Source organism: Flagellimonas baculiformis, from assembly GCF_033441575.1.
In the GTDB taxonomy this organism is placed as follows: Bacteria; Bacteroidota; Bacteroidia; order Flavobacteriales; family Flavobacteriaceae; genus Flagellimonas; species Flagellimonas baculiformis.
Window position 1 is genome coordinate 190933 of sequence record NZ_JAUZVW010000007.1, and the last position, 24394, is coordinate 215326.

A 24394-nucleotide genomic window follows, 5' to 3' on the forward strand; every position below is an offset into this window, starting at 1 on the left:
AGACCAACTTTTATACCTCATCAAAAGTGTTTAGATTTAGCTGCATATACCTCTATTTGATGAAACATTTTTTACCCCATTGCCTGTTGATTTTCTTGGTTTCTTTTTTGTTCTCTTGCTCTTCTGATTCTGAAGAACCCGCACCAGAGCCTGACACAGTAGCACCACAGGTCGATTTCAGCATAGCTGGTAGCCAAAGCTCCAACACAGATGTACCGGTAGTGGTCAGCAACCAAATCGAAATAAGTATTGATGCGAAAGATTCAGGAGGGATAGCCAAAGTAGAGGCTTTTATTGACGACCAAAAAGTTGGGGAGGATACTTCCGCTCCATATCAGATCATCATAGACGTTTCCAACTATACTTCAAAACAACCCTCAACAAACAAGTTCACGGATTATACCCTGAAAATTACGGTAACGGACACTTCGGGCAATGAGACTTCCAAGGATCAGATCATCCATATTGACAACGAATTGCCTTCCGTCACCAACGTCACCTTGACCAACGGCCAAGTCATTGGCGGTGACACGAACATGGTTACTTTCAATGTATCGGACAATGAAGGACTGACATCCACAGCAATTTATCTGAATGATGAGTTGCTTAGCGAGATTGTGGATGGATTGTATGAGGTGAACATAAATACATTGGAGCTATCTGATGGGGAGAACAATTTCAAAATAGAAGCCATTGACCTAGCTGACAACAAAACAATACATGAGGTTGTTTTTATCGCTGATAACACAGGGCCGGAAATCACTTTGGAATCTTTGATGGAAAACCCAGTTGTTGATGAAACGCTTCTTTTGTCACCGGAAATAATCGATGCACATTCTGATATTGTTTCTGTGGAATTTTTGATGGGAGAAGATTCGCAAACCCTCATTGAAGGACAGGTAGCATACGAATGGGAGTTGGATCCAGAAACATTTACCACAGGATCGGCCAGTGTTTTCATCAAGGCCATTGACAACCTGAACAATGAGACCATCGCTGAATTTCCGATTGAAATCTTGAGAAGGTTGTTGACCATAAGTATACCTGCCAATTTTTATAATCCCGAAACTACACGGCTATTTGTATTTGCTTCGGGAATGGATGGTCAGCTCTTGGACATCGAACGTATTTATGATGACACTACCATCATAAAACTCCACACAGACCAAGAAACCAATGGTGATTTTGAATACATGCTCACCTTTGCCGAATACATTACGGGGCCTTTTGGGAATGCAACTGAGTTGACCACTGTCCAGAACATACTCCCTTCCGCCTTACCTGAAATGAACTTGAAACTATATAAAAGGTTTTCGAACCAAGTGGAATCCTACATTCTGCAAACAGAGAATTTTGATTTTAACGATCAATTGTCATTGACGGGTTGGGGAGCTGATTATTCTGCATCCTTTTCTCATGACAACAATGGTCCTACCGGAGAGGTTTACATAGAAAAATCTCAAAATACCAGCACTCCTCTCCAATCCAACTCAATGTATCTCTCTTTATATAATTATACAATGAGCGAATACTCCTATTCCCTATTGGACGCCAATGTATCCTCAAACCCGGTCCTTACACCAGATATGTTCACTACCGAAGGAGTGGAAAGAAGGGTGTACGAACCCATCATCAATGGCGAGGCTGTTGAAACCTCTGGCATATCATTGTACGGTTACATGAACCAGGAAGAATTTGATAACAACATCTATCATTTAATTTACGCTATTGGTTATCAGTTTTTGCCAGACGGAGGTATCCCTTATTTTATCAGCGATGCTTTTACCCATTACAAATACAATGTCAGGTTAAATGATTATTTCACAGAGAGAACAGGAGAACCTGTAGCAAGTTTCACTCCTGTGGATTGGACCATTGACTATACCTTTTCGAACAATCAATTTGAGTTGTCCAAGTCGGGCACAGGTCACACCATTGGCAAGATTTCCATCGATTCAGATGCACCTGAAGTAATCAATGGTCTAAACATTATGTATCGCTGGAACTTGGTTTTTGACAGTCAAGAAATGGATCAGGTGGTATTACCGGAAATTCCAGAAGAAATTCAATCGTGGGGTTTCTACCCTCTCTATGAAAACAATAATTTAAAGGTTCAGCAAGTGGAGTTAAGAGGCTATGAAGGCATTATAGATTATGATTCATATCTCACAGGGGTGATAAAAAGCAATACATATCCTTATAGCATTTCTCCAAAAATGGAATCAAAGTTCAAATCCCTTCTTCCCGGTTATTACTATAGGGCACCCAATTTTTTATTGGATTGATTTATAGATCAAAACCCAATGGCTCACTGCGCCACCCAACACAAAAAAGTGCCATATCAAATGGTTAAAGGGAATCCTTTTCACCGCATAAAATAAGATGCCGATGGTATAAAAGGCTCCTCCCAATCCAAGGTAGAGCAAACCTGTGGAAGACATATGCCCCATCAAATAAGGAAGGTCAATGACAATGAGCCATCCCATTACCCCATAAAGTATCAATGAAAATACTTCAAACTTTCCTGTGAAGAGTATTTTCAACACTGTTCCGAACAAGGCAATGCCCCAAACCAAACAGAACAACAACCATCCCTTTGATGGCAGCAATACCGTAAGACAAACTGGGGTATAGGTTCCCGCAATCAGGTAATAAATGCTGATATGGTCCAAGATCCGGAGTTTTTTTTTGAGTTTGGGATTTTGCACGGCATGGTACACGGTAGAGGCCACAAACAATAATACGAGCGACAGGGAATAAGCAATGAGACTGCACCTCAGATATGGAGTTCCATCCAATTCTTCCCGAAAAAGAAACATACTGCCCAACAAGGCCAGGACAATCCCGAACGCATGGGAATAGGCGTTCCACTTTTCTTCCACTAAAACAGGGTCCGATTTGGCAACCACAACGCTTTTTTATCAAACAAATGGAGATGCCAAAAGTAGCCCACAGGGACGCTTTTGCAAAATGTTCTTTGCTATTTTAGGCATTAGGGCTTAAAATACGCCACGAGCTCCGGCACGGCCTTCTTCAGTTCGTCCACCGCCAAATCACACACCGCAAAGGCCCCTGTTGGTGAAAGGTGTGTATCGTCCGCTTCCCCTTCTGGAAAAATGGCATATTCGCCGGGCAGATAGTGCAAAAACAATTGCTTGGAACGTTCCTCCCCAAAAGTGGAGACTAATTCGCGGGTGCGCTCCTCCATTTCAAGCAGAGGGACTTCCATTTCCTTTGCTACTTCGCGCACTTTGTCAGGATAGACGCCGTGGGTATAGACCAACGTGCCGTTCTCAAATTTCCTCCGGGTGATGGATGTGGCCAAAATGGGTGTTGCCCGTTCCTTCCGCACATCGAGGACAAACTGTTTCAAGTTGGCCCTGTACTGCTCCGGTGTGGAATAACGCAGCACTCCCTTGCTGGGGGATTCATCATTGTGTCCAAACTGGATGATGACATAATCCCCGGGTTGTACCCCGCTGAGCAATCTGTCCCAATGCCCTTCTGCCCTGAAGTCTTTGGTGGCCCGTCCATTGATGGCATAGTTCTTCACTTGGATACCTTCCACATATAAGGGCAACACTTGCCCCCAACCTTTCTCGGGGTTGTTGGGCGTATAGGGCTTGTTCGCCATAGTGGAGTCCCCGGCCATATGAATGGTAGGTGTATGCTGCGGCATCGAAAATGCCAACAGCAAAGGGATCAATACTAGTAATTTCCGCATGCTTTTCTATTCAAACGATACAGCTCCCTCTTTAACCCCTTTACCCAGTTCGGCTTGGGCTTGCAACGCCTTTTCCAATTTTACCTTCTCGGTCAATGGACCCAAAATCCGGACAGGACTGCCCTCTTTCCCTTCGTGGGAGAATGCATTTACCTCCACATTTTTGCTGTTGTATAGGGTAAGGGCACTTCCCTTGGTCGGAACAACCTTGACGTCTTTTAAGATCAGACCGTCCGTATCCACGGCAACAATGCCTTTCTCTGCCTCCAAAAAGGCATTTTCCAAGGTAACATTTTGAAGGTTCATTTCGGGTAATCCCTGGAAATTGGCCGCAACACCCGAAGCTACCACCCGAATGTTCTTCATGTGGATGTTTTTAAAGGATGGCGTTTCTTCGGTGACAGGGACCAAGACCTCATCACGGGCCTCATCCTCCGCACTTTGATCTTCCTCCAAAATAGGGGAATTGCCCTCATAGAACAGGTTGAAATTGATGGCGTCCGTAGGGATGTTGATCATATCGATGTTGGAAATATAGATGTTCTCCACAATGCCTCCCCTTCCTCGGGTACTTTTGAAGCGAAGTCCAATATCGGTGCCGATAAACGTACAGTTGGAAACATGGACGTTCCTTACCCCGCCCGACATTTCGCTGCCCACCACAAAGCCTCCGTGACCATGATAGACAATATTGTTCCTCACAATCACATTTTCCGTGGGCATGCCCCGGTCCCGCCCGTCCTTGTTCTTACCTGATTTGAAGCAGATGGCATCGTCCCCCACATCAAAGGTATTGTTGTAGATGAGTACATTTTTACAGGATTCCAGGTCTAGACCGTCCCCATTTTGGGAGTACCATGGGTTTCTTACGTTAAGGTTGCGGATGATGACATCTTCGCTCATGAGCGGATGGATGTTCCAAGCAGGGGAGTTTTGGAACGTTGGACCATCCAACAAAATACGCTTGCTCTTGACAATGCTCACCATGACGGGACGGAGAAAATCCTTCATTCCCTCCAAAACCTGTCTATCGTTCGTCTGGGGTACGTTAAAGTTGTCCGTGGCTATGAATCCTGAGAGGGAGGATTCAGAAGGGAACCAAATATCCTCCGTTTCGTTGAGTACACCTCCAGATTTGACAAGGCTCTTCCATTGGCTGGAGGTCATCTTTCCCTTTTTCACATAGCGCCATGCATCGCCATTGCCATCTATGGTCCCGTTTCCGGTAATGGCGATGTTCTCCACCCCAACCGCATAGATGGGCGACATGCAACGAACGGTGTTCAGCCCCTCAAAGCTGGTCTCCACCAACGGGTATTCGTCAAAATTCTTGCTGAAAAGCAGCAACGCCCCATCTTCCAAGTGCAGGTTGATGTTACTCTTGAACTGTATGGGGCCTGTAAGCCACATTCCCCTTGGCACCACTACCTTTCCGCCTCCATTCTTCGATACCTCTTCAATGGCATCGGCAAATGCTTTTGTATTGCTCTGGGTTCCATCGCCCACCGCTCCAAAATCTGCAATGGACACCACATAATCCGGAAAGGAGGTCTCTTTGACCCTTGGCATATCAAACTCCACCCCTTCATACATATCGGCTGTTTCTTCCTTGGGTTGCTCGGCGATGGTCTTACCTTCTTTTTCACCGCAGGCCACAAATGATAGTGCGGCCATGCCCAAAATCATCAGTTGAAATCCAATCTTTTTCATGTGCTATAAATTGTTCAGTTTTATTTCTTTATATCATTTCAAAAAATCCTCCCTGAGAGGTGTAAATACATCGATCAATAGGCCCGCTTCGAGACATTTTACCCCATGCTCGATATTGGGCTGGGCAAAAAAACCGTCACCCTCCTTCAATACTTTGGTTTGGCCATCCACAGTGACTTCAAACTGCCCACCGGCCACATAGGTGACCTGGGAATGAAAATGATGGTGCATGGCACCGATGGCACCTTTTTCAAACTTGACCTTTACCATCATCTGCTGGGAATTATACCCTACAAACTGTCGGGAAACCCCTCCGCCCAAATCCTCCCAGTCGGAGGTTCCATCAAAAAATAGATCTTTCTTCAATTTCATCTCAGTTGTACAGTTTTATCTCGGCCGGAACCCAGCCATTGAATATGTTTTCCAAGGTGTATTTCTTCACCTCATCGGCGTTTAGTTGGTGCGACCAGTCTACCCTTGTTTTAGGGCTGGCCCCTGGCCCCTTGCTATTGGATTCGGCATAATAGGTCGTTTTTTCCTTATCCGGGAACATTTGATCCCCGGGCCAATGGTGCCATCCCTCGGGCAGTATGTGAGCTCCTAGGTCAGAATCGATAAAAACGGTTCGGGCATAAGGCCTCCACGGACGTCCGAGATATACTTTGGAAACGCCATCCTCCGCAGTCAAACGGGCATTGAGGAACACATAACCATAGGCTTGATCCTTTGGTGTGGCCGCCGCCGTAATATAGGAATCCTTTAGGCTACGGATCTCACAATCCTTGAAAACGGCCGTTGCCTCCCCAAAAATGAAATCGGTGGTCCCTGCAATGAGGCAGTTGTCATAGTACTGTCGACTGCCTTCGTTTGCCGTATAAACTGTGTCCTGGCAACCCAAAATAGCACAATCCTCGGCAATGAACCGATCACCTTCCACATGCAGTGCCACGGCCTGTCCCTTGTTGCACCAAGTGTTCTGTATGGTCAGGTTTTTGAAATGGATATCGTCTCCTTCCACGAGAACGGTATGTGACGTAAAGGTGGATAGTTTACCGCCATCCTTGGTCAGTTTTCCTGAATAATTGTTCCCACGGATGATGGTCCCGTCCCTGCTTTCCCCAATAAAGGTCAACTGATGTTTCCAGGAAGGAATCTCAATATTTTCTTCATAGACCCCATCCTTGATATAAAACTGTACATAGGAAGGGCCGAGGTCGCGAGTGGAATTGATGGCCTCTTGGATCTGGGTGAAATCGCCACTCCCATCCTGCGCCACCACAATTTTTCGATAAGGTTCCTGGGCCTGAAGAATACATCCCAAAAGAGAACATAAAAGAAATACCTTGAGCCTCATCATTTGAACACTTTTTGTAAAAATTGCACGGTATGGTCCACGGTCGGTTCAAACCATGGGTGGACCAACCAAAAGGAATGGGGGGAATTGGGGAAGGTAAGTACTTCACTGTAAATGCCCCATTCCGAATATTTTTTGATCAAATCATCCCGTCCAGCATGAAATCGGGGCTGTGCACTGTTGATGAACAGTATGGGCGGTGAGTCCGGGGCGATGAACTCCAAGGGAGAAGCATCTTCCCACACTTTCAAATTGTCCGCCTTCATACCATCCAACCAGTATCCTGCATAAGTACCTTCTTCCGCTTCAGGGTGGACAAAGGAGACTATCCCATCCACATTTACAATAGCTTTGATCTGCTTGTTCTTCATCCCGACCAAGGAGGCCAACTGTGCACCCGCAGAGGCACCCAGAATGGCTATTTTTTCGGTATCCAAAGGATATTTGGATGTGTATAGATATGTTATCGCTGCATTCAAATCCTCGATGGCGGCCGGATATTTGGCCACATCAGCCAAACGATAGTTCACTGCCATGGCCACAAAACCGTTTTCGGCCAAATACTGTGCCATAACGCGTTGGTTTTCTTTGCTGCCCGAGATCCATCCGCCTCCATGCACCAAAATCACAGCTGGTGTTTTATGGGCGATGTCCTTCGGATAATAGATATCCGCCTGAAGTGACACCCCATCCACTTGATGATAGGTGAGGTCCTCTTGATATACGATCTTGTCAGATTGCAATGGCTCCACAGGAACAATGTCCGGGTAGTTTTTGAGCAATTTCTGGTAGGTGGTGGCTATAGTATAGGGAGTGGCATTTGGTCTTTCCACTTGGGCCGATACAACTCCACCGAGCAGTAAACAGAGCATCGTGATATGTACGGGCGATAACCTGATCACTTCAATTGCTTTAGGGCGTCAAATACCAGTTGCGCCACCGCCTTTGCCCCTTCGGGCTGAAAGTGGGTATTGTCCTCCTGCCCATCGGGATAGGCTTCATAGACCCCAGCGGGCAAGTTCATAAAATAGGTTTCCGACACATAATCTTTTCCTTTGGAAGAGAAAAAGTCCATGGACAATTGGTTCAGGTCGATCAGCGTCACGTCCATTTCCGTTGCAACTTCTTTGCCCGCTTGGGGATATTCACCGTGCACATTTTCCAGTTTACCTTCTTTCCACGGATAATTTCTGGCCACCGGGGTCAATATGATGGGTCTGGCATTTTTCTGTAGTGTCTGTGTCACGAACAACCGCAGAAATTCCTTGTAACCCTCAATGTCCACATAACGTTCAGTCTTGTTCTCAGCGGCATCGTTGTGCCCAAATTGCATGATGACCACATCACCGGGCTGGAGCACTTCATAGACCGAACGCCATCGGCCTTCCTGAAAAAAAGTACGGGTGCTCCTGCCCCCCCTGGCCCTATCGTCCACACGGACCGAATCGGACCGGAACAAAGATCTCACGGCATCCAAACTGTCCTTGGTAAAGAAGGATTGGAATCCCTGGCCCCAACCCGCTACCGGGTAACGGGTCTTCATATAGTCTTTTCCCGGATCATAATCGCCCGTGTAATCGGCCATGGTAGAATCTCCGATCAAATAGAGTGTTGTTACTTTCTCTTGAGGTTGACTTGCCCAAAACAAAAACACGGACAAAACTGCTAAAATTCCCTTCATGTTCTTTTTATTCTGTAATCCTAAAATAATCCACATCAACATAGCCACCATATTTGATGGCTGCCTCACTGACACTGAAAACCCCTACCTTGGCACCCACCCATTGCCCGGGCTGCGCCTTGAAGGGCTTTCCTATTTTGGTGTATTTTTTTCCATTTGTGCTATAACTGAACTGACACATCGCATCGGGTCCCGTGACCTCGACCTGAAGATGCACTTCGTTGGTCTTTACGCGAGTTTCCTCGTTGGTTTCTTCGGGAAGGTTCTTTTTGGCCTGGATGGACTGCGTCTGCTTTAAGACATACCCCTCTGCATCATGGGTGAGCGTGAGGGTAGCGTAGTCCAGACCGAACACTATCAATCCTGCACTTTTACCACTTTCTGCTTCTTCTGGCACCAATTTGATCTTGGTCGTTGCCTTAAAACTGGGTGCAGGAAACTTTTGCAACAATAAGGCCGGCATGTTCCAGAGGTTGTTGTCCGCTTCTTTCTTCTTTACGGTGAACAAACGCAAAAACCCTCTGTCCTTGATCAAGGAATACCAAGTGACCTGTGGGTTTGCCTGCCATTGCCATTGCAATCCTATACGATCTGAATTGAATTCATCGGACTCTGCAGGAGCGATGATCGGATGGCCAGCAACCGGTTTTTTAAATGTCTGGACAGGTTCCCCGATGCCATTTCCATCCAAGTCCTTGCCCATAAGGGGCCAATCATTTTTCCAATCTACAGGTTGAAGGTGTACGATACGCCCGTAGGCATCCACATCTTGAAAATGGACAAACCAATCGGTGCCATCGGCAGTATCCACCCACCCCCCTTGATGCGGGCCATTAACTTGGGTAGAACCTTGTTCCAATACAACCTTTTCTTCGTAGGGACCATAGATGTCCTTTGAACGCAAGATCAATTGCCAACCTGTGGCCACTCCGCCTGCCGGTGCAAAAATGTAGTAGTAGCGATTCCTTTTATAGAATTTTGGGCCTTCCACGGTTGGATGGGCATCATGACCGTCAAAGACCACGGTCCCTTTATCGAGTACCTTTGTCCCTTCGGGATTCATCTTGTTGATGGCCAAAATGCTCTTCACCGCTGCACGGCTTCCGGCATACGCATGGACCAGATAGGCATTTCCATCTTCATCCCAAATAGGGCTGGGGTCGATAAGCCCTTTTCCTTCCATGACCAGAACGGGCGGCTCCCATTCGCCATAAGGGTCCTTGGTCTTTACCATGTAGATCCCAAAATCGGGGTCGCCCCAATAGATATAAAATTCATTGTTGTGGTAACGAAGGCTCGGTGCCCATATCCCATTGCCATGTTGCGGTACATTGAACACATCTGTCGGAACGATTTCCTGAACGGCGTGGTTGATCAGTTTCCAGTTCACCAAATCCTTGGAATGCAGAATGGGCAATCCCGGTACTGCCGTGAAGCTGGAAGCGGTCATGTAGTAATCGCTCCCTACCCGGATCACATCCGGATCGGAATAATCCGCATATAAAATCGGGTTTTGGTAGGTTCCGTCCCCTTGATTGGAAATCCAAACCTGGGAAAAACCCCATGTTGTCCAAAGGAGGGTCAGCAATGGGACTACTTCTAACGCTTTTTTCTTCATTGCAAGATCAACTGTTCTTTGCACCACAATTGTGATGGTCTATTTATCCAACTCCAAGGCCGCCATGATAAATGGCCCTACCCCTTTGGGGTCGTTGGGACGAATGAGTTCGTTCACATAATACTCGTACGAACCGTCACGGTATGGGTTTCCACCCAATCCGGCAACCCCGCAAATTTGATTGAGACTTACGACACCCTTGTCGTCCTGTGTAACAAACTCCTTGACCATGGCATCAAAACTTTCATTGGCCACGGTCTTGTATTTTTCGGGGAGATAGCCTTGATTGGCCCCCTTGGCCAAGGTATACACAAACATTGCCGAAGCGGAGGCCTCCAAATAGTTTCCTTCTTCCCCTTCTTTATCGAGTACTTGGTACCACAGCCCCGTCTTGGGGTCCTTGACCTTATCGATTACTTCCGCGTATTGGTTCAAGTAATCGACCAGCCTTTGGTGTCCCGGATGTTCCTTGGGGAAAAAATCCAGCACATCCACCAAGGCCATTCCGTACCATCCCATGGCGCGTCCCCAAAAATGGGGCGACAATCCGGTATCTTTGTCCGCCCATGCCTGCTCTTTGCTCTCGTCCCAACCGTGGTACAGGAGACCTGTATCCGGGTCTTTGGAGTTTTGTTGGATCAGGTCGAATTGCAGTACAATATCATCAAATGCCCTTTGGGCCGTTTCCCCTTCATCAAACCGTTGGGTGTACTCCGCATAGAAAGGTTCGCCCATGTAAAGTCCATCCAACCACATTTGATAGGGATAGACTTTTTTATGCCAAAATCCACCTTTGGAATTGCGAGGCTGTCCCTTGAGCTGTTCCCTCAACTGATGAATGACCTTGAGGTATCTTTCATCCTTTGTTTCATCATACAGTCCGAAAAGGGCACTGCCCGGTTTTACACGGTCAATGTTATAAATGTCCATTTTGTAGGTCTTCACGTTGGCACTGTCATCAATCATGAGGTCGTACCAATCCTTGATGTATGCATCGTATTTCGGATTGGGATATTTGGCCTTTACCTGCTGACAGGCCAAGAGCATGAGCCCGTGTGTGTATTCCCACTTGTGCTTGTCCACAAAATCGAGCGTCCACGCCTCGGGATTGCGTTCCATTTCGGACAGCATCATCCGTTCCGACCATTTCAAATCCTCGGGCACGATCAATGTCATCTCTTCGGAAGATTCTTCTTTTTTGGGGCTTTCCTTACAGCTCAAAGGTGCCATCAACAAGAAGAGTGCTCCGATTGTTCCAAACAGTTGTTTCATTATTCCAAGGTTCCGTTTTGGTCCAACTGCTGCAACTTGCTATCCAAATCCTTGAAAAAATCGGCTTCATTGGTAATCCCATTCAACTCTCGCTCCCAAGCACCCAAGAAATAGTAGGTGATTCCGGTAGTTGTAGGTTTGAACACCACCAAGTGATCGTGCGGACCTTCGACCAATTTATCCAACTCGTCCATTTTGTAGAACACGGCCATTCCCAATAGGTCGGTATCGTTGACCAAAGTCTGGTTTCCATAGGTGGCGATGTAGCCCCACTTGCCATCTGCACTTGTCTTTGACTTGACAGGCACATGGTCAAACTTTACGATTCCTGTGGACAGCCCTGAAAATGCAACGGAAGGTTTCAATTCTGCTTTTGTGAACCTATCCTCTGGATAAATTGATAGGGTTGCTTTCAAATCCGTGGTGATATCTGCCGCTTCCCAGCCTTTGTAGTCGATGGTGACCATAGCTGCGTCTTTTCCACTTTCCACAGAAGCCATGGTATTCCCCACTTTTTTGAAATGCACCACTGAATCATTGACGAATCGTCCATAGCCTCCAATACCCATGGATTTTCCTGCTTTGAGGATGTCCAAGCCCCAATCGCTCATTTCATGGTAGGAATCGAAACCGTCCTGGCCTACGTAGGGCAGCACCAAGGAATCCACTTTTTTTCCATAGATATCGATAGCGTTTCGCCAATCCAAATAAAGGCGGTAGCCCACATTTTTGTTCTCCCATCCCGGACCTTCATACCGAATGTACCAAGAATGGTCGGTATGCTCTTCGGGGACGGTCATCTTTTCCACATTTTTGAAGGTTCCGCCTATGTATTCCTTGTGGCCTCTTGGGCCATCTTCCCAAGTTCCCCCTTCTTTGATGGAAATTTCAGCATAGGGAGCGGTCGCGGCCACTTCCACGGCTTCCTCGCCCTTTTCAGCCTCTTTTTTTTCCTGCTTGCAGGCCGTAAGCCCCAAAAGCACAATTCCTGATAGTGTTAAAATGTGTTTCATCTGTTTTATATTTATTTTTTTGGGTTCCAACCATCGGCCCCCTTCAAAATAGCTTCCGCTGTATAGTTATCGGCCTGCTGCTTGGTCAATTGTTTGGCCCATGCAACACGTGATCTATCATTCGCTCCAGGTCCCGTGGAACCGTACTCCGCATAAAAAGTGGTCTGCTCCGCATGGGGTTTGTTCCAGTTATGCCATCCTTCGGGCTTGATGTGTTTGTCCATATAGCAATTGATGAAAACGGTCTGGGCATGGTCCCGCCAAGGTCTTCCCAGATAGAAGGTGTTCGCCGCTGCACTTCCGGTCAGGCGACAATTGATAAAGACCAATCCATGATCCCTTTCTTTCTCTGTGGATGCTGCGGTGAGGTAGCCTTGATCTTTGGCAAAGATCTCGCAGTCCTCAAAAACGGCAGTTGCCCAACCAAAAATAAAGTCCACCGTTCCTTCAATATAACAGTTTTTGTAGAATTGGCGTGTACCATCGCCTTGCACATAGAGGGTGTCCTGATACCCAAGAAACCTACAGTCCTCAAAGATTGCCCTGTCCGCAGACACACGCGCTGCAACGGCCTGCCCCACAACTCTTCCATCTCCCGCATCGTTCCGAAAGGTGATGTTCTTGGCCTTGAAACCGTCACCGAACACAAAAAAAGAGGAAGAACCCGTGGTCCCTACTTCCTCCCCAAATCTGTTGAGCGTACGGGCAGAATCATTATAGGTCAAAATGGTGCCCGCGGCCGATTCCCCCACAAATGTGACATTGGTCTTGGTAGCGGGCAGGGTCAATTTTTCATGATAGACCCCATTCTTTATAAAAATCCGTGTTTCAGCTTTCCGAAAATTGGGCACGGCATCAATGGCTTCTTGAACCGAGGTAAAATCTCCTGTGCCATCTTGGGCCACTACAAAATGGTAGCGTTCCCCATGGATTAATGAGGTGTATTGTTGCTCCTCCACCAAACTATTGATATATACCTCCAGGTTGGTGTACTCTTTATCCAAGGTGAAGCTCATGGAGTCGTCCTTGCCCACATCCAATCCCTTTGCCTTTTCCCAAGCATCGGGCATGCCATCTTGGTCAGAATCCTTAGGGGCTTCGCCGGATTTGAGCTCTGGCCATCCGCCCACTTGTTCTTGCGAATCTATGATGCCATTTCCCACCGTAGCAGTTCCCATCCGCACGTTGTCAATAATGCGTTTGTCCACGGCATCACGTTGGAGGCTGGCCCCGGCCGATTTCAACACAGAAAGATAGGCCTCTTGGGCAGATTGTGTCCTAATATTGTCATGTATGGAAATGGCTTTTTCAAGCTTGGTGGATTGTGGGTCATCACACTGCACGCCACCGCTCCAGTTGTCCTTTGAAATTTTGGGAAACCCTTCCACATGGTTACCATCCACATAAAATTTACCATAGGGTTCCGACGGGTTTACAATCCTGTCCTTTCGTCCTTTTGACGTGGCGGGACCAGATTTGAAATAATTGTTCACCACGTTGTAGGTGCCCTTCTCTCCGCCGTAAATGCTGTTGCCTCCCCAATTGTAGATGACATTGTTCCTGAAATCGACAAACTCATCGGCTAGATTCTCCGTTGTCGATGAACCACTGAAACGTGGGTTTCTACTATTGTTGGACGCAATGAGGTTATGATGAAAAGAGACATTGGCCCCTCCCCAGATACCGCCATAGCCATGGTCTCCTTTTTCGTGAACGGAACGGTTCAATGCTTCGGACACAATGCACCATTGCATCGTAAAATTGTGGTTTCGGTAAAAGGAAGCGACCTCATCCGTGGCCCAACTCATGGAACAATGGTCCAGAATGACATTTTTGGTGTCCCTCCCCCCAATGGCATCGGCCTGTTGTTTTTTGATGTCCCCCATTCGAAACCGCATATAGCGTATGATTACATTGTCCGCCTTGATGGAAACCGGGTAACCTGCCAAAGTGATACCGTCTCCCGGTGCCGTTTGTCCGGCCAGAGTGAGGTCTCCCCGATTGATGTCGAGAGGCGACTTTAGATAAATGGTGCCCGATACGGCAAACACAATAGTGCGCGGACCATGCTTGATAATTCCTTTTCTGAGACTGCCCTCGCCTGAATCGTTCAAATTGGTCACAATGTACACCTCTCCACCACGTCCTCCAGAAGCATATCGCCCAAATCCTTCCGCAGATGGAAAGGCCAAGATCCGGCTCTCGGATTGTGACAAACCCAAAAGAGGCACACACATCATGAAGATGGCAGCCATAAAAATGGACATTGGGCCGTTCGGCCCTTTGATTATGTTCTTATTTTCAATCATTCACAGAATTTATGGGCCATTGCCCAAACAAAAACAATAGGGCGGGCTCGAACCATGGCCTCACCCACCCTATCACATTAAAACAAACTATTAGGACCGTATTATTGACGCCAACGTGGGTCGCCAATTTCATCATCTATCAATGCTTGGTTGGTCACTGTGTAATCCCCGTTTGCCGTATCGACAAAGCCGGGATCTAAAGTGGTGAAGGTACTGCTTCCATCATACTTTGTGTTTGCTGAATCATAGAATCCAGGTGCATTGTAATAATTGTTGGTTGAGAAAGTTGGATCTGCTGTAGATCCTTGATTGGAATAATATCCAGTCTCCATCTCTGCAAACAACGAATTGGTCACAACTGATTCATTATCAACAAAACGTACATACAACAGTCTTCGCAATGAGGAAGCCCCAACAACCGTAATGTGGTCCATCAGTACATTGGTGGTCAACCCTGTGCCCGACAATGGCCCTGCATCGGCACGTATAAAGTCACGTCCCGGAGAACAATTGAAAAAGGAACTGTTGGTAATCTCTATACTACTTGCATACGTATTCCTAAAGTCGATGAAATCACCTCCGCTGGTCAATACATCGGACACCACGGTGTTGTCTATCTTTACCGTTCCCACAATGGCATTTGAAGCATTTCCTGCCACAAAAGACCGACCATAATCGTGAACAGTACAACCGCTGATCAATAATGAAGTATAATTATAATCCGTGCCATTGAACCGCAACACATCATCCAAAACGGCGGGGGTGGGGACATCCACAACTTCATAAGTTCCGTGAAGTTCCAAATCCACCAATTCGATAACATCAGCCCCGGCCTGTACATCAAACGACACATGAAGTATAGGTTTATCATACGGGTAAAGTCCCTTCAGGCTGATTGATTTATCAAGTACAATGGTGCCTGTGGTCACAAATTCGCCTGGCGCAAGCACCAAAGCATCTCCTGATTCAGCATCTGCGATGAGTTGGGCCAAATCTTCCTCTGGCTGTACAAGTGTGGCATCACCTATGTCGATGAGCGTTGTGAAAATCGATGTGCCCCGTACGGTACCATTGTTATAGAGCACCACGGTATATTCCGTCTCCCCAGTAAGTCCTGTGATTGTTGCCATGCCCGCTGAGGCTTCCTCTAGGGTAATGGGGCGTTCCACACCTCCCGGATTGATCAACAGATGGGTAACGGCACTTCCAGCAGGCCATCTCAATGTAGCCGCTGTTGCCTGGATGTCCCCATCTTCGCCGGGCAAGAATATCTGTTCAGGATCCGTTTGGATGGAGACCGAGACCCATTTGGAATCCTGCTTGCCCTCTGCTATTCCCTTCACGCGAGCGGAATAAAGTGTCTCCCCATCAAACTGCTCTTGAATTGGCAGATTTTCAGGCGATACTTCCACGGTGCGGATGATGTTGTTGAAACCTGTACCTTCTGCAAATTCCACAATATAGCTTTCAGCATCTTCCCGCACATACCAACTCAATTCGATAGTGGTCATGTTGCGTATTCGTGCCTCAAGATCAGTAGGTGCAAACACCCGGTTCACATCAAGTTCCTCGATGACTTCCCCTTCCTTGGAATTACAGCCCACGGATAGGACTGCCAAAAGAGCTAGGACAACTATTGTTTTTATATATCTGAATGTTTTCATTTTTCTGATGTTTTGTGGATGACCATTAATAGCCATAATCGTTAACCAATTGTCCGTTGCTTCCATCTATGAACACCTGCCAGATGGGCCAGAACTGACGAGCATCTGGATCTACTCCCGGTTTGTAGAGCGCATCTATCTTTTCCGCATTGAAAACATCCCAAGCCTGTGCACTGTACTCTGGTCCTGGTGCTCCTTCTTCTCCGCGGTTCAAACCAAAAATCTCCAAGGATTCATTGTCCGCTTCGTTGATTCTCCAATACAGGGTCGTGGGCACGTTGGCATAATCCCCGGCACGGGAGGCCAAGTCATTGAGCTCCATTTTGGTCTCATCAAGCTTATCGCCCAACATATTCCAACGGATAAGTGCTTGTTTGCGCACCATTTCCCCGGCAAATTCCAACTTGTGCTCTTCCACAATGGCATTGAACATCGCTGCTTCACTGGACTGGGCCGCAGACAGGTACGCATCCACATGCTCGGCATGATCTTCGGGAGCAAAGGCTCGCTCACGCAATTCGCGCAAATAAGGTGCTGCCGCTCCTGGACCGTTCAGTTCGTTGGCGGCTTCGGCTGCCATGAGCAATACTTCGGCATAGCGCATATATACCCAGTTCAATCCATCATCATTGGAAGAGGTCACATAACGGGTCATCCATTCGTAACGATACTTGCCAAAGTTCCATATATCAATGTTAAGAAGTTGCTGTTGCGCAAATCCGTCCGTATTGGCCTGTCCATATTCATAAGGAACACAGGTTACATCCCTTCTTTGGTCAACTTCGGAATAATCGTAGAACAGACTGGGAACCGGACCTATGGTACCTCCCCTTGCTTGTCCGGTATGCTGGTCCACGCTCCTGTGTCGCACCCCGAAGGTGAAGGCCACACGCCCCCTACCCGATGCAAAGGGCAACTCCCAAAGGGATTCCCCTCCTGCGGAAATATTCTCTTGGCATACTTTTCTCCAAAATTCTTCAAAGGTGTTCTCCAGACGGACGGTGCCACTTTGAATAACATCCCTACATTCCTGCAATGCAATCGTGTACATGGCATTTCTGGACAGTTCGGGATCATTGCTCAACCTGATCCCATCGGGATATTGCTGATATCCACCAGCAATCAAGGCTATCTTTGCGCGAAGACCTTTTACAAATGCCTTATTGACACGCTCCACTGTTGAGGTCAGGGGGGATTGGTTGGGCCATGCCACCAATTCTGCCGCTTCCTCAAGGTCCATCAAAAGTTGCTTGTAGATAACATCCCTGCTGGATTTTGGGATGTAGAGGGTTTCGGAGGATATCGGTTCAAAACGGGCGGGAACATCTCCCCACGCCTTGGTCAAATCAGCATAGACGATGGCCCTCAATGTAAGGGCTTCACCCAAATGTTGTCCCATCTCGGTTCCCGGCATGGGGTCTCCATATTCACGGATGCCACGGATGACGATATTTGCACGCTCTATACTGGCATACATTTGCGCCCAGGCATTGTTCTCCGTGTTCATCTGGGAATTGCCCGGTTTGGCATCGTAGTTGATCAAATCGTATTGGTCACTGGTCGTATAGCTCTGTCCGTTGTTGTGCCACTCCACATCGGTATTCATTCCATACCAGGGAATAAAGCGGCCCCGATAGGAGTTGGTCTGCCCAAAGGGTATCTTGATGCCATCCACCGCGCCCATGGTAAGTCCTGGTGTGGAAAATATAACGGATTCATCGAGGGTGGACTGCGCCGGTGCATCAACTTCGCAAGAAGCCAGCATTCCCATAACCACAACACCCATCAAATAGAATATTCTTTTCATTTCTTTGAATTTTTTTGATTAAAAGTTAAGGTTTACACCGAGTACGAACTGACGGCTTCTTGGATATGGTGAAAAATCCACACCGGGTGTCAGCGGTGTTCTCCTTCTTGTGGATACTTCGGGATCAAGCCCGGAATATTTGGTCCAAAGCGCAACATTATAACCTGTTGTATAGATACGGAACCGCGTAAATCCGATTTTCTTGACCACATCATCCGGCAATGAGTATCCCAATGTGAGGGTGTTCAATCTTAGGAAGGAAGCATCTTCCACTGCCCAATCACTGAATACATAACTGTTCATATAGGGTGACCACATCGTGGTATTGGCATTCAATGCTTCCAACTGGGCAGGATCTGTTACCATTGCCCCTGTTGTAGGATCAATATTGGTCCACCTAATTCCCGAAGCCATTTGAGAACTCAAATTTCGGTATTGGCTATTTCGGCTAGCGGTGGTGTATTCAATTTTGTTGGCATTGTAGACTTGATTACCATAGCTATAGTTGAAAGCTGCCGTAAGGTCGAACCCATAGGCATAACCATTGAGCACAAAACCTCCAATATGTTTCGGCAATGCCCTGCCAACAATATCTATATCCTCATTTGTGACAAAACCATCTCCATCAAGGTCTTTCAACTTCATGCTTCCTGGCACAACTTGGTTGCCAAGCACTTCAGTAGCATCAGCCACACCTTCTTTTAAAACATACTCACCATCCACAAAATCAAAATCGGATACCTCGTAGCGACCATCATTACGGTATCCATACATTACCCCTAAAGGTTCCCCTTCTAAAACCCTGTATTCAATGTCGATATCCGATGATGCCCAATTGGTACGCTGTCCATAAGTTTCCAAGATACCTAATGAATTAATTCTATTTTCATTCTTACTGAAATTTAGTGAAAGGTTCAGCCCATAATTCTCCTTTTCAAGAATGGCAAGGTTCAGACTGGCCTCTATACCTTGGTTTTGGGTCTCCCCTATGTTACGGTATTGAAAATCATATCCTGTACCGGGCACAGGAAATTCCATCAGCAGATCTTCTGTTGTATTCTTGTACACTTCAAAAGAACCACTTATGCGATTATTGAATAGACCAAAATCCAGACCGATGTTTCTTGTAATGGTGGTTTCCCATTTAAGATCTGGATTCGCCAAAGTATTCGATGCCGACCAATAGCTGTCCACCCCATTGATCCAGGTGGAGTTGTTGGACACAAAATTTTGTATGGTTTGTCCCACTGGGATGTTCTCATTTCCAGCCTGTCCATAACTTACACGGAGTTTCAGGGCATCCAACCAATCAGCCTTATTCAAAAACCCTTCCTCGGAAACTTTCCAGGCAACTGCGGCCGAAGGGAAATAGCCCCAACGGTTATCGCCCAAGAATTTACTGGAGGCATCTGCCCTAAAGGTGGCCGTAAACAGATACTTATTGAAGAGATCATAGTTCACACGTCCAAAAAAGGACAACAACTTTTCATCTGGGCTATAAAAATTATTCACGGATTGAGGAGTTCCCTGTGTGGTCAATTTTCTGGCTTGATCAAAATTGAAAAACCTAGGGAATCCATGCACCACATCGGTCACTTCATTTTGTTCATAAAGAATAAATTCTTGTCCCAACAAGACCTTCAGCCTATGATCATCATTAAGGTATTTCCCCAGATCAATGTCAAGGGTATTGGCCGTCCTGAATCTTTTGTTCGTCCTATCCCGCATGACAATTGCCGGCAAGCCTTGGTTTTCTGCCGCAGGTGCATTGTTCGCATAATAGGTCTGTCGGCCATAGAACCTATAGTCCTGATAACGATAATTGTCCAGACCCAAATCAGCCTTTAACCTCACATTGTCAACAATCTTCCAAGCAAAACTCCCCAACATATTGTAGTTCTGTTTTTTTTGCAGACGATCATTATCAGCTATGGCCACAAAGGGATCTATCAATGCGGTAGAAGAATATTCCTCTGTATCCGTTGTGGTAATTCCTGGCAACGGAATAGGTGTATAACCCACCGAGTGCCTAAGTCTGGCATCTGCAGAAGACACTTCATTTTGCTCATTCGCTCCACTACCTTCTATTTCAGTATCTGAATAACGAATGGTAAAGCCAAGGTCAATCTTGTCATTGACCTTATTGTTTAATTTCAATGTGAGATTATTACGGGTAAATTCACTCCCCACTTGGATCGCTTTTTCATCAAAACGGGCATAATTGAAATTGTAATTGAATTTTTCGGTTCCGCCCCTTACCCCAATATCTTGGCTTTGAACTTCGCCGGTACGACCATATACTTGCATTTGCCAGTTGTTGCCTTCCAATCCATTGTACTGGTCAATATCCTGGTAACTTCCAAATATGTTTTCGTAAGAGGAAATATCCTCCGCATCACGAAGCATTGCGTACTCATACTGCCAAGCCACGAAATCAGCAGGATCCAACACATCGATAGTATTGGCAATCTGTTTCATCCCATAAAAAGAGTTGATGGTTACAGCAACTTTTCCGTCCCTTCCACTCTTGGTCGTGATAATGACGACCCCATTGGCTCCCCTGGAACCATAAATGGCCGTGGAAGAAGCATCCTTCAACACGGTGATGTTCTCAATATCCGAAGGGGAAATGTCATTGATGCTGTTCACTGGAAATCCATCCACGATCAATAACGGTGAACTGTCCTGGGTGATGGACCCACCTCCTCGCACACGAATGTTGACTTCCGCATCGGGCGAGCCTTCAGTAGAGACGATCTGCACCCCGGCCAAACGTCCTGTCATGGCTTCGGCCGCTGTGGCAACAGGCACATTTTTAAGATCGGTACCCGAAACGGTCACCACCGAACCCGTCAAATCCGATTTACGGGCAGTACCGTAACCTATCACCACCACTTCGTCCAATTCGGATGTTGATTCCGTTAGTGTTATGTTCATGGTAGAATTGTTTCCTACCGTACGCGTTTCGGTGGCAAAGCCCAGATAAACAAACTCCAACACACTTTGTTCACCTGCCACTGAGATTTCGTAATTACCATCAAAATCAGTGGCAACTCCATTGGTGGTACCTTTTTCCACAACGGCAACACCGGCCAGGGGCATACCATTGGCATCACTCACCGTCCCTTTTACCACATATTGCTGCGTATCGGGAAACAGGATTTTGCCCAGCACTGCACTGGTATCCCCTTTGGCATTGGAGCCCAGCATGGGCAAAAAAGCCAAAAGATGCCCCATCAGCACCAAGAGTACTTTCTTCTTTAAAAAGAATGTTTTTTTCATAAAGTTGTTTTTGAGTTAATTTTTAGCACAGGTCGCCTTCCAAAAGGCATGAATGAGTTTGTTAGCAATACTGTTTTGTAATCGATTGCACCAAAATATATATTAATTCTGAAATTGCAAAAATTTAAGTGCTAAATTTAGAGATATAGTAAATTTAAGAACCTATTTTTAGTGCTTTGACACCGAAAAAAGCCCATATATTCAACTATTTCACATTCGAACACGTAAAAAATGCAACTTGTGTTGGGAATTTGTTATATTTTGGAAATATTTTCAATCGATTACATAAATTTGTCCAGAAAACCACCGTGTTATGGCAAAGAATGAAAAAGTTACCATCTACGATATATCAAAAAAGTTGAACATTAGCGCGGCCACAGTGTCACGGGCTTTGAACAACAACCCGAAAATAAGTGAGAAGACGAGGGAGCTTGTCATGAAAACGGCCCAAGAGCTCAACTACAAGCAAAACAGACTGGCATTGGCCCTAAAAAGCGGCAAGACAAATAGTATAGGTGTAATCGTTCCCTACATCAATAGGAACTTTTTCTCCGCTGTCATCGATGGGATCGAGAAACAACTCACCCCACACGGCTACAATGTGATCATATGCCAATCCCACGAAGATGCCATAAACGAGGCCAATCACATCACGGCCCTGTTGAACACCCAGGTCGATGGTATTTTCATGTCGGTTTCCAAGACCACCCATGATACTGTACACATCGAGAAAATCCTTGAAAACAACACCCCGCTGATTTTCTTTGACCGTAAAAAGGACATCCCTGGCGTAAGTTCTGTCACCATTGATGACTTCAGGGGTGGATACATGGCCACGGAACACCTGATACAACAAGGTGCACAAAGAATTGCCCATTTTTGTGGCGATCTGAACCTTGAGATCTACAAGAACAGGAACAATGGTTTTTTGAAGGCTTTGGAGGACCATAACATCCCCGTCAACAAAAATCTTATCATACACACCAACAGTAGAATTGAGGCAGGTGCCGAGGCCGTAGCGAAACTTTGGTCCAAAAAGAACAGGCCCGATGCCATTTTCTCCTCCAGTGACTATGCCGCATTGGGCGCCATCCAAGAACTGCGCAAACTTAAGGTGAAGATTCCCGAAGAAGTAGGTGTTGTGGGGTTCAGTAACGAACCGTTCACTAAGTACATGGAACTTCCGATGTCTTCCATCGATCAAACACCCGTGACCATGGGCGAAATTGCCGCACAGGTCTTTTTGGAGCAGATCAACAACAAACAACATGTGCTTTCTGTGGAAAAGCGGGTGGTCCTTGCCCCCGAACTTGTCATCAGGAAATCATCCAACAAAACGAAGAGTCTTAAAGGGACACCCCCCGTTTCCACGGAATAAAATCGTTCTGGTTGAGTAGCATGGCCTTGGATTTTATTTCCCCAGAGGCCACTTTGATAATGTATTCCAACATTTCCTCCCCCATTTCCTCGATGGTCTTTTCTCCTTTGATCACTGGTCCTGCATCCACATCAATAATGTCGGACATCTTGGCGGCCAACTCACTGTTGGAAGATACTTTGATCACTGGAGTAATCGGGTTTCCGGTAGGCGTGCCCAATCCGGTGGTGAACACGATCATGTTGGCCCCCGAGCCTGCCATGGCAGTGGTGCTTTCCACATCGTTCCCAGGCGTGCAGAGCAGGTTGAGCCCTGGTTTGGTCACGTATTCCCCATAATCCAGCACAGCGGTCACAGGTGAGGTTCCTCCTTTTTTGGCGGCCCCGGCAGATTTCATGGCGTCCGTGATGAGGCCATCCTTGATATTGCCCGGTGATGGGTTCATATCGAAACCTGAACCTGCATCCACTACTGATTTTTCATAGTCCCGCATCAATTCCAGAAAACGGGCCGCATCGGCATCGTCCACACAACGGTTTACCAACTCTTGCTCCACACCACACAATTCGGGGAATTCGGAAAGAATGGGTGAACCTCCCACCGCCGATAAAATATCCGAAGCATATCCCAAGGCCGGGTTTGCGGATATTCCAGAAAAACCATCGGACCCACCGCACTCCAATCCCAATTTGATCTTGGACAATGGCGCAGGCTGTCTTTGGATTTGATCGGCCTTTTTTATGGCCTCGAAGGAGTCCTTTATAATAGTGGATAGCATTTCTTCCACCGTTCCCATTTTTTGTTGCTCATAAATGAGCACGGGTTTTTGAAAATCGGGGTTGATGGCCTCCAATGCCTTTTTGAAGATATCTATCTGCAGGTTTTGGCACCCAAGGCTCAAGACAGTGGCCCCGGCCACATTGGGGTTGTTTACATAACCCGCCAACAGCTTGGCCAGTAATTGCGAATCCTGGCGGATACCGCCACAGCCCCCTTGATGGGTAATGAACTTTACTTCAATATTGTTGAAAAAACCTTCCGGTTCCTCTTCTTCCGCTGGTTCCGAACCCGAAGTCGGCTTCAATAGGTTCCGAAGCATCAATTGGTGCTTGGTCGGCCTGTGATAGGCCAATTCTTTTTCGAACACCTCTTTCAACACTTCAATGTTCCTGTTCTCACAGAAAACCAAGGGAAAGAACAACCATACATTGGCGGTCCCCACCTGTCCATCCGGGCGGTGGTATCCCATAAAGGTACGGTCCTTCCAAGCGGATATGTCTGGAGAGGTCCATGATGTGGTCTCGGTTTTTCTCGTGGTCACATGGCTTTGGTGCTTTACATTTTCTGTGGTCAGCAATCCGCCCTTTTTAATGGGCTTTACCGCCTTTCCTACGAGAACGCCATACATATATACGGCATCGCCCACACTAAGGTCGTCCAGTGCAATCTTGTGCTTTGCCTTTGTCCTTTCCAAAAATGTAATGGGCCTTTCTTCAAAAACCACTTCCGAACCAGCAGAAAAATCCACCAATGCAATGGCGATGTTGTCCGCTGGATGTATTTTGATCAAAGTCTTCATAGT

General features: G+C 46.7%; 17 protein-coding genes. 2 read left to right on the forward strand and 15 right to left on the reverse strand.

Features of this window, described 5'->3' with window-relative positions; genetic code table 11:
- Nucleotides 1–59 precede the first annotated feature (59 nt).
- Entirely contained in the window at nucleotides 60–2285 is a 2226-nt protein-coding gene (locus SD450_RS11920) for an Ig-like domain-containing protein (protein WP_318344671.1), read from the forward strand.
- On the opposite strand, the gene trhA is transcribed toward SD450_RS11920, so the two are convergent.
- The 14 genes from trhA to SD450_RS11990 all read right to left on the reverse strand — a co-directional run bounded on the left by trhA (nucleotide 2274) and on the right by SD450_RS11990 (nucleotide 21434).
- Nucleotides 2274–2909 carry a PAQR family membrane homeostasis protein TrhA gene (gene trhA, locus SD450_RS11925; protein WP_318344672.1) on the reverse strand — a complete coding sequence of 212 codons (636 nt, stop codon included), beginning with the start codon at nucleotides 2907–2909 and terminating at the stop codon, nucleotides 2274–2276. The two genes, SD450_RS11920 and trhA, sit on opposite strands and share 12 nt — an antisense overlap.
- 83 nt (nucleotides 2910–2992) lie before the next feature.
- Complete coding sequence (locus tag SD450_RS11930) at nucleotides 2993–3724, reverse strand: rhamnogalacturonan acetylesterase (RefSeq protein ID WP_318344673.1); 732 nt, start codon at nucleotides 3722–3724, stop codon at nucleotides 2993–2995.
- A gap of 6 nt (nucleotides 3725–3730) precedes the next feature.
- Nucleotides 3731–5434 carry a glycoside hydrolase family 28 protein gene (locus tag SD450_RS11935; protein WP_318344674.1) on the reverse strand — a complete coding sequence of 568 codons (1704 nt, stop codon included), beginning with the start codon at nucleotides 5432–5434 and terminating at the stop codon, nucleotides 3731–3733.
- 33 nt (nucleotides 5435–5467) lie between these two features.
- Nucleotides 5468–5806 carry a cupin domain-containing protein gene (locus SD450_RS11940; protein ID WP_318344675.1) on the reverse strand — a complete coding sequence of 113 codons (339 nt, stop codon included), beginning with the start codon at nucleotides 5804–5806 and terminating at the stop codon, nucleotides 5468–5470.
- Between the two features lies 1 nt (nucleotide 5807).
- The gene (locus SD450_RS11945) at nucleotides 5808–6791 is read right to left on the reverse strand and encodes a pectinesterase family protein (RefSeq protein ID WP_318344676.1); all 984 of its coding nucleotides are present in this window, start codon (nucleotides 6789–6791) and stop codon (nucleotides 5808–5810) included.
- The gene (locus SD450_RS11950; RefSeq protein ID WP_318344677.1) at nucleotides 6788–7690 is read right to left on the reverse strand and encodes an alpha/beta hydrolase; all 903 of its coding nucleotides are present in this window, start codon (nucleotides 7688–7690) and stop codon (nucleotides 6788–6790) included. The genes SD450_RS11945 and SD450_RS11950 overlap by 4 nt, the downstream gene beginning before the upstream one ends.
- Nucleotides 7687–8469 carry a rhamnogalacturonan acetylesterase gene (locus tag SD450_RS11955; RefSeq protein WP_318344678.1) on the reverse strand — a complete coding sequence of 261 codons (783 nt, stop codon included), beginning with the start codon at nucleotides 8467–8469 and terminating at the stop codon, nucleotides 7687–7689. Before SD450_RS11955 ends, SD450_RS11950 begins: the two co-directional genes overlap by 4 nt.
- Before the next feature lie 7 nt (nucleotides 8470–8476).
- Entirely contained in the window at nucleotides 8477–10087 is a 1611-nt protein-coding gene (locus SD450_RS11960; protein ID WP_318344679.1) for a glycoside hydrolase family 43 protein, read from the reverse strand.
- A gap of 39 nt (nucleotides 10088–10126) precedes the next feature.
- A complete protein-coding gene (locus tag SD450_RS11965) occupies nucleotides 10127–11359 on the reverse strand; it encodes a glycoside hydrolase family 88/105 protein (protein ID WP_318344680.1) in 1233 nt (410 codons plus the stop codon).
- A complete protein-coding gene (locus SD450_RS11970) occupies nucleotides 11359–12372 on the reverse strand; it encodes a DUF4861 family protein (protein WP_318344681.1) in 1014 nt (337 codons plus the stop codon). The genes SD450_RS11965 and SD450_RS11970 overlap by 1 nt, the downstream gene beginning before the upstream one ends.
- Before the next feature lie 11 nt (nucleotides 12373–12383).
- Nucleotides 12384–14681, reverse strand: a complete 2298-nt coding sequence (locus tag SD450_RS11975; protein ID WP_318344682.1) for a pectinesterase family protein — start codon at nucleotides 14679–14681, stop codon at nucleotides 12384–12386.
- A 101-nt stretch (nucleotides 14682–14782) separates the two neighbouring features.
- A complete protein-coding gene (locus tag SD450_RS11980; protein WP_318344683.1) occupies nucleotides 14783–16345 on the reverse strand; it encodes a DUF5123 domain-containing protein in 1563 nt (520 codons plus the stop codon).
- A 25-nt stretch (nucleotides 16346–16370) separates the two neighbouring features.
- On the reverse strand, nucleotides 16371–18152 hold the full coding sequence (locus tag SD450_RS11985) for a RagB/SusD family nutrient uptake outer membrane protein (RefSeq protein ID WP_318344684.1): 1782 nt from the start codon (nucleotides 18150–18152) through the stop codon (nucleotides 16371–16373).
- An 18-nt stretch (nucleotides 18153–18170) separates the two neighbouring features.
- Complete coding sequence (locus tag SD450_RS11990; RefSeq protein ID WP_318344685.1) at nucleotides 18171–21434, reverse strand: SusC/RagA family TonB-linked outer membrane protein; 3264 nt, start codon at nucleotides 21432–21434, stop codon at nucleotides 18171–18173.
- A 313-nt stretch (nucleotides 21435–21747) separates the two neighbouring features.
- Here SD450_RS11990 and SD450_RS11995 point away from each other — a divergent pair, with 313 nt between their 5' ends.
- Nucleotides 21748–22812, forward strand: a complete 1065-nt coding sequence (locus SD450_RS11995; RefSeq protein ID WP_318344686.1) for a LacI family DNA-binding transcriptional regulator — start codon at nucleotides 21748–21750, stop codon at nucleotides 22810–22812.
- Here SD450_RS11995 and SD450_RS12000 read toward each other — a convergent pair.
- Nucleotides 22781–24391 (reverse strand): UxaA family hydrolase, encoded by a 1611-nt coding sequence (locus SD450_RS12000; protein WP_318344687.1) that lies wholly within the window; start codon nucleotides 24389–24391, stop codon nucleotides 22781–22783. The two genes, SD450_RS11995 and SD450_RS12000, sit on opposite strands and share 32 nt — an antisense overlap.
- Between the last annotated feature and the right edge of the window lie 3 nt (nucleotides 24392–24394).